We start from the raw sequence: 7539 nt of genomic DNA, 5'->3' as shown, positions 1-7539 counted from the left end.
TCATAGAGAAACTAAAACTAAAGGACCAAAATAAGGAAAATAAAGGATTAGAAGGGAGCCAACCACAAGTGTAAGACTAAAACACTGATAAATAAAGGAAAAGAAAGGCATGTAGTGACACTTTTGAAAAACAGAGAAAGCCAAAAACGCTTTTTTGCAGTTAAGTAATCCATTTGCTAATACCTCACAGAGTAATATTGTATGCGAAGAAACTAATAAAGGCAATATATTGAAGATATGGTAATTATAAAACATGTTCCTGAGCAAAGCTCTTCAGTAAATCTGCACTAGGATGATCTGCCAGGGAAACTAATTTATTTGCCATGACTATAGGTACCAAAGAGTTGAAGTAAAGGTCACATTTTAATGCTGAAACATTATGTAGTACCACATCGATATTTAAGTAATCATTTTTTTGAGGTTCCGGTTTTGCCTCTAAACTAGGAATAGTAGCTATATAGATATTATCAAATTTAGATTTAAAAATTAATTTGTGACCATAATAAGTTGATCTTCCATAGGCAGCATCTTCGTTTTCATACCCCGGAATTATATACTTATAAATATACTTATTACCAAGTAATACTATTTGGTTTTTCCTCAATTTTTGAGATATCTGAGAAGCATGCTCAACAAAAGAACCACTTTTTTCTAAACCAACTAAGTAAATTGCATATTTTGAATTCAAAAAGCTTATAAGCTTTCTCATTGGTTTATGAATATTAGCAGTCTGACCAAAAAAAGCTAAGGGGCCATCTTTGATAAATATTGTTTCTTTCAGAATATTAGGTCTAATATTTAGAATTTGCTGAATGAGATAAACTATAATCAACTGTTCAATCGTTGTGGATAAATATCCTAATACTCCACCTGCACCCAGTTCATTATCTATAACCTCATGCAGCCTAAAAACATCTGTTAAAAAAACAATACCGTCACAATGAGGGCAATTTACCGTAAAATTCGGCTTTAAACTAGCTTTCGGTATATCGAAACCGTTTCCGCAATAAGGGCAAGATGCCAGATGCCAAGTAGAATTCGAATGTACATCATATTCTTCAAATAATAACCATTTTAGTGCTTTGATAAACCCCTGATTATCCGGATTTTTCATGAAGAAATCATAAACAGATCTTCTTACAGAAATAATAAGGTCTTTTTCTCCTTTTAAGGTCAGCCCCTTTGTTGGGAGAACAAGCTTGATTCTTTGAATATTTTGCAATTTTGAAAAGTCATCTGGATCAATAAAAGGTTTTTCCTTTAAGTTTATCAAATCATTATACTTAAAAAATAATGCACCAAATTGAAAAAAAGCTATAGTAGATGATGGGAATTCCTCCTTCACCACAACATTCGTATAGCCACCATCAATTGTAATAATGTTTTTTATTGGATTATCCCTAATATCTTCTAAGAAGGCACTTTTTATATCTTCTCCATCTACATCGTCTTTAAAAGGTGGAATCCTACACTGAGATAAAAACTCTTTCACCTCAGGATCATTAATTATGTTTGTATGTCCAATCTTGCTAGCTTTCTCAAATGGCTTATTTGAGTATTCATTTCCATAACTCATATTTTATTCCTCCCTATTTATTTAGCCATAAATCTATCTACTTGAACAGGAACAACAAATGCATTAGAATACGTTTTCATTCTAATGAATCCTTTGTCACTACCGGCACTATAACGTATTAATCCTTCACAGAAATCACCGAAATCGTAAAATTTCTTAATTTCTTTCAATTCATCATCGTTGTTCAAATGAGCAATAAACCAATTTTGGGTATTTTTCAATATATTAGAGCTTATCGAACTTACCTCTTGTGTAGCATAAAGCATACCAATATTTAGTTTAGCACCTTCTTTTGCAATTCTATTATAAATTTGACTTAAATCCTTATCGTCTTTTTTTGGAAAAAGATTGTGCGCTTCCTCAAAATAAAATTGAATAAAATTATTTGGTTGGTTATTCACAAAATGTCCCATAGCATCAATAAAAATTTTCTTACAAATTCTTTCTGAATAAGTACGTTGAATTACGGGATCTCCCTGGGATAAGTCGATAATTACTATTCCTCCGCTTCTTAGACTAGAAAGGATATCCTGTTCAAAAGAATTATCTATAGTAATAGTATGATATGGTTTTAAAGGGACTAATTTTCTATAACCTGTAATATTCTCGTTCCCAGATAAATTTCTTCTCTTTGTTAAAAAAACTAATAAAGCTTTTAATTCTTCATCTATCCAGTCGTGTCCATTCTTTTGTTTATAATTTTGAAAAAATTCACAATTGCTATTTTCAGCAACCCATGTAAACCAGGCAATAGCGTCATCAGTGGTTATGCCTTTACTTGGGTCAATAATCTTACCTTGTTTAATTTTATCATTAATTTCAGCATTACCTTTAAATGTGATTTTGAAGTTTTTAGGAACCTTAAATCCTGCTGCATATAAACAGCATTGATATGCAGCAATCTTTCTTTGCCATCTTATATATGCAGAGCTATAAGTATCCTCTAATTCCGGTTTTGATAAATCAACAGCTAAAAAGCTTTTAATATAATCCCCGCTTTCCTCTGCAAGAAGATTATGTATAAGCTCAAATCCTGTTTCAATTTCATCATAAAAATTTACTTTTAGGACTTTAAAGCCTGGCTTTTCAAGAACACTATATCGCTTTGTAATGTTTGAATATTTTTCAAATATTGCAGTTCCTTCATCCTGAAGATTTGCATTTGCATATTCACCATTAATATCAAAAATTATTTGACCAACTTTATACTTTGGTAAACCTGAATCATCAAATTGCTTTAAATTATCTTCTACATTATCAACACTTCCTTCACAAACCTTTTCAGCTTTATTACTAATTTTAGTTGTAGCTTCGATAATTTTTTTCACTGTATTCGATTTACCAGTTCTTGTCATACCAAATAACGCAGTTCTTTTACCAAGAAAATCTTGTGGGTTTACATATACAGGCACTTCTGTTTGTTCTTCTTGAAATCTTATACTTGAACTATACCTGACCTTACCAATTCTTATATCTGTAGAACTACCTATAATAGAATTCCCATCTCTAAAATTAACAATTTGCTCAAGTACATCTCCTAAGGGCTTATAAGCAACATAATTGTGAGCACTGTAAAAATTCTCAACATCTGCTCCAAATAAAATTTGATCATGACTATTTTTAAAAAAAGTACCTAATATTCTACATTCTAATCCCGAAAAACTAAATGTGTATTTTGTAAAATCATCAAGTTGACTATTCTTACCTGATGTTTTCAAATTGTCTTTATAATATTCCACCATCGACGCAATAACATCATTATCAGTAGGTAGTTTAGAAGGACGAATAGCTCTCAATAAAAGGCATTCATCTATAGAATCGTTCTCGTTTTCATAGAATGCCAATATAAACGTTCCTTGTGGTATGCCTCCAGCCTTTTGTTTCCATGCATCAGCGATAAGAAGATAGGCCTTATCATAATCCAAATAATAAGGACGCCCAATAAACAAGTCAGGCTTTTTTGCTTCGGCAAAAATATCAACGACCGCCATTTTCAAAATTTCCTGATTGAATCCCATTAAAAAATTCCCCCTTTCTTATATTAGCATTAAATGATGGTTCCTCAAATCTTATTATAGATTGATAACCATATTCCTCATTAGCTTCAATGCTGATCCATTTTCTTTTTAGTTTCTCAGCGCAAAATCCGGTAGTATTACTTCCGCCAAAAGGGTCTAAAACAAGATCTCCTTCATCCGTTAAGAATTCAATAAAAAAACTTGCTAATTCTAATGGCATCCTTGCTGGATGAGGTATAATATTTCTCTTCTTACATGTTTTTGTAAAATAATCATTAGATTTTGTATTAGAAATACTTAACATGGAATAAGGAAGCCTTAATTCTTTTGTTTCATCAATTTGCTTAAGTTCTAGAACATTATGGGATATACTTCCTTTATTATCTTTCAAAAAACTTTTCTCGCTTATCACGTGTTCAGAAGGTCTTTTACCTGAATTGTATTTTCCTTTTTCAAGTAGTTTTTTCATGCTTTTACTATAAGGCCTTAAAATCTTTCTATTATCAGCTTTAGGATAATCTGTTTTAGACATCCACCATACATGTGTAAAACTATCAATAGCACGAATGCGTTCAATGGTAACCCATTGTGCCGGTGAAGGTAATCTTGCCGGATTATAACAAATAAATTCTTGACAAAGTCGTAGGTTTGCCTCTGGATTCTCCACAAATCTCATTAAAGATTTTAAATGCAACAGTGATTGTACAGGTCGATCTTTTTCCCATGCATTTCCCATTTCTATTACAATAGAACCGTTATCTGTTAAAGCTTCAGAAAACAGCGGTGCCAGATTTGTAATCCAGTTTAAATAATCTTCTCCAACTAAATTTCCATATTGTTTTTTATTATTTAATGGAAAGGGCGGCGAAGTTAAAATCAATTGGACTTTCCCTTTAAGTTTTAATCTTTTAATTTCTGACTCACATTTACCAATATAGTACTTCCCGTAATCGGTTTTATATAAAAGTTTACGCACTAGAAATCACTCTTTCTATAATTATCAAATTTATACACTCTAAGCCTTGTATTTTTTGGTTTCTCCAAATCATTTGATATCGCTCAACCCACCACACGCACAGTTCCTTTGATCCAGGCTTGCTCACATAAGGCCTGCACTCTGTGCAGAGATATATTCCAGAGATATATTCCACCATTTCTCCGCAGCTTGTTTCTTTATCACATAATCCATTTACTGAAACCTCACGTGGCAAATTTATCCAACTTTTATTATATGTGAAGGAACGAATAAAAGCAATATTTTTGCAGAAAAATTTACAAACAGAACGAAAAAAGTGACATCCACGGCTTTATTCTTCAGTGTGCGGGATGATTTTATTGTCCTTATACCTCCACGCTCACTCCCATCTCAGTCTTAAACTCCACAGTGAGTCCAATGTTTACTTGAACAATCACACACATAAAAATATGTCTCTTCCAGTTAACTTCGCCGCCAAAAAGCGCATTATCAGTTGATGGCAAATCACAGGAAAACCCTGTATTCAAACCCTTTTTCAACTCTACTATTTATCTATCCTCGTCATCAATACTACTGACTCAACGTGGTCAGTGTGAGGAAACATATCTACCAGATGAAAATCTGAGATTGTGTAGAGATCGGATAATTCTTTCAAATTGGGTATTAGGGTTTTAGGGTTGCATGAGATATAAATAATTTTATTAAATTGCTGGGTTTTTATGAATTTTATAAGATTTGGATGTAACCCAGCCCTTGGTGGGTCCACCACTATATAATCAGGTTTTTCGGTGCTGCTTTGTTGCTTAACAAAATCTTTTACATCTTTATTTACGAATTCTACGTTGTTGATATTATTTAATATGGCGTTTTGCTTGGCTGCCTCTACCGCTTCTTTTACAATTTCTATTCCATAAACTTTTTTAGCCTTATTTGCAAGTAATAATGATATTGTGCCGGTTCCAGAATAAAAGTCATATACAACATCTGAATTTTCTGCATAAGATAATGCAGTTTGGTATAAGACCTCTGCTCCTTTTGTGTTTGTTTGAAAGAAAGAGAATGGACCAATTTTGAAAGTTAAATCAAAAATTTTTTCGTAAAAATAGTCTCTGCCATATAATATTTCTATTTCATCTGCTTTGACAACGTTGGCTTTAGATTCAGTCTTACTTTGAATTATGGAGACGATATTTCCTTTTAAGTTGGTATTCAACATGTTTTCTTTCCATGTTTGTACTTCTTGATAGTAATTATTGTCTAAAGAAGTCACCAAGTTTAAAAGTATTTCCCCTGTTTTTAATCCTTTTCTGATTCCTAAATTTCTAAGAAAACCTGAGTGGTTTTTGTAATTTCTAAAAGGTAGGTTCTTTTTTAAGAAAAATTCTCTTGTTTGCCAAACGATACTGTTGAAATCATCATCCACTAACTTACAATCTTTTGTGTAATAGACATCGAACTTCTTACCTTTTCCTCTTAACCCCAAAACAAGAGGACCACCGTTGTATTCGTTACCAAAAGAGTATTCCATTTTGTTTCTGTATTCATATATATCCACAGAAGGCGTAATACCATTATACTTATTAGGCTTTATTTGATATTTATCAAACAACGAAAGAACACCGTTCTCTTTTATTTTTAGTTGTTCTTCGTAACTGATATTCAATTTACTACATCCACCACATTTTCCAAAGGCTGAACATATCTGCATTTTATGACTCCCCTTCGATAATTAAAATAAAAAATACCCCCGAACAATTCAATTTTAACACTTTTCGGGGGTAAATGGTTATTTTCTTACTTTAACCTTATTTAAAGAAGAGGGCTAATAACTAATTATACTTTCTTCCATGCCAGCTATTGGGTCTAAATATTTTGTCAAATCATCTTCGGTTCCTGAAACCGCTTCAAAGTGATGGTATGAATCAACATCAGGATACCATAAATCGTTCCAGCCTTCTAAACCTGATAAATCTGGTATTTCATACTCATATGAATCTGCACTTCCCAACCAACCAGAGGATAATACTATCATCCAATTTATAGTCCAAGCATCATTTACTAAAGAGGTATTATAAAATCTCAATTCATGATTGCTGATTTGGGGATCATACTGATTCCATGTGAATGTATTGTCTGAAAAGGCAGGTTTTTCCCAGGTACTAGAAGGAAGGGTGTCCAAAATTTCAATATCAGACGGATAGTTTGTAAATTTTGTAAATAATCTATAAACTGAATTTTCAGAATCGTTGTGACTTAATTCTAAAGCATATAAGTCATCAGAAGTTGCAAGAGATTGAGGGATTTTTACCTGGGAATTATCTTCGAACCAAGTAAATATTGGGGTTGTTCCACCCACTAACAAACTACCCCATGCGTCTGCATCGTTTATGGTGGTTGTAGCAATGTATGTTGTGAAGTCTTCAAAGTCAGACCATGAAATGTCTTCGTTGTCGGTACCTGCTGCTATTGATCTATCTCTGTCAATATATATTTTTGAAAAATCTTCATTTTGATCTCCTGCTAAAATTACCAAATCATAGGTGCCAGGAATCGCTTCTAGTTGGAATATTAAATCATCCATCGAATCAAACGAAGGAAATCCATGAGGCAAACCGTAAAAGATGGCAGCGTCTTTCCCTATAAACTCACTTCCAAAATTCAAATTTAATGTAGCATCAAAAGTATCTGGCCAATACTCGAAGATTATTGGTACTTCTTTTCCTTCTGTGGTGTTGAGATTCATTACTTGAATGTCATAGTTAAATTCCTCATTCCAAGGGTCATACCATTCGTTGACAGCATAGATGCTAAAATTTCCATCAGCTGATTCAGGGGTAAAAGTGTACACGCCGTTGGTTGAACTTAGTTTTGTCCAGGTTCCATCTTTCCCATCTTGATAAGCTAAAAACTCCACGCTTTCTCGAGCAAGTCCAATAAACGTGTTTATAACTACTTGATTGGTTATTTCA

Annotated in this window: 5 protein-coding genes; all 5 read right to left on the bottom strand. The window is 32.8% G+C overall.

Features of this window, described 5'->3' with window-relative positions:
- Positions 1-244 precede the first annotated feature (244 nt).
- Positions 245-1576, bottom strand: coding sequence for a DNA double-strand break repair nuclease NurA (locus AA81_RS03015; protein ID WP_012208258.1), 1332 nt, complete (start codon positions 1574-1576; stop codon positions 245-247).
- A gap of 17 nt (positions 1577-1593) precedes the next feature.
- The gene (locus AA81_RS03010) at positions 1594-3594 is read right to left on the bottom strand and encodes an ATP-binding protein (RefSeq protein ID WP_245863402.1); all 2001 of its coding nucleotides are present in this window, start codon (positions 3592-3594) and stop codon (positions 1594-1596) included.
- The gene (locus AA81_RS03005) at positions 3554-4570 is read right to left on the bottom strand and encodes a DNA-methyltransferase (RefSeq protein ID WP_012208256.1); all 1017 of its coding nucleotides are present in this window, start codon (positions 4568-4570) and stop codon (positions 3554-3556) included. The genes AA81_RS03010 and AA81_RS03005 overlap by 41 nt, the downstream gene beginning before the upstream one ends.
- 544 nt (positions 4571-5114) lie before the next feature.
- Positions 5115-6278, bottom strand: coding sequence for a 23S rRNA (uracil(1939)-C(5))-methyltransferase RlmD (gene rlmD, locus AA81_RS03000; protein ID WP_103898156.1), 1164 nt, complete (start codon positions 6276-6278; stop codon positions 5115-5117).
- Between the two features lie 114 nt (positions 6279-6392).
- Positions 6393-7539: hypothetical protein (locus AA81_RS14120; RefSeq protein ID WP_169999592.1), on the bottom strand; the 1147-nt coding region annotated here is incomplete at its 5' end.

The sequence above is a fragment of the Petrotoga halophila DSM 16923 genome (assembly GCF_002924615.1).
This window is presented reverse-complemented; position numbering and strand designations above follow the sequence as displayed.

Bases quoted from the DNA above. Each gene is read 5' to 3' on its own strand.
- AA81_RS03015 (WP_012208258.1), bottom strand. From the start codon at position 1,576: ATGAGTTATGGAAATGAATACTCAAATAAGCCATTTGAGAAAGCTAGC.
- AA81_RS03010 (WP_245863402.1), bottom strand. From the start codon at position 3,594: ATGGGATTCAATCAGGAAATTTTGAAAATGGCGGTCGTTGATATTTTT.
- rlmD (WP_103898156.1), bottom strand. From the start codon at position 6,278: ATGCAGATATGTTCAGCCTTTGGAAAATGTGGTGGATGTAGTAAATTG.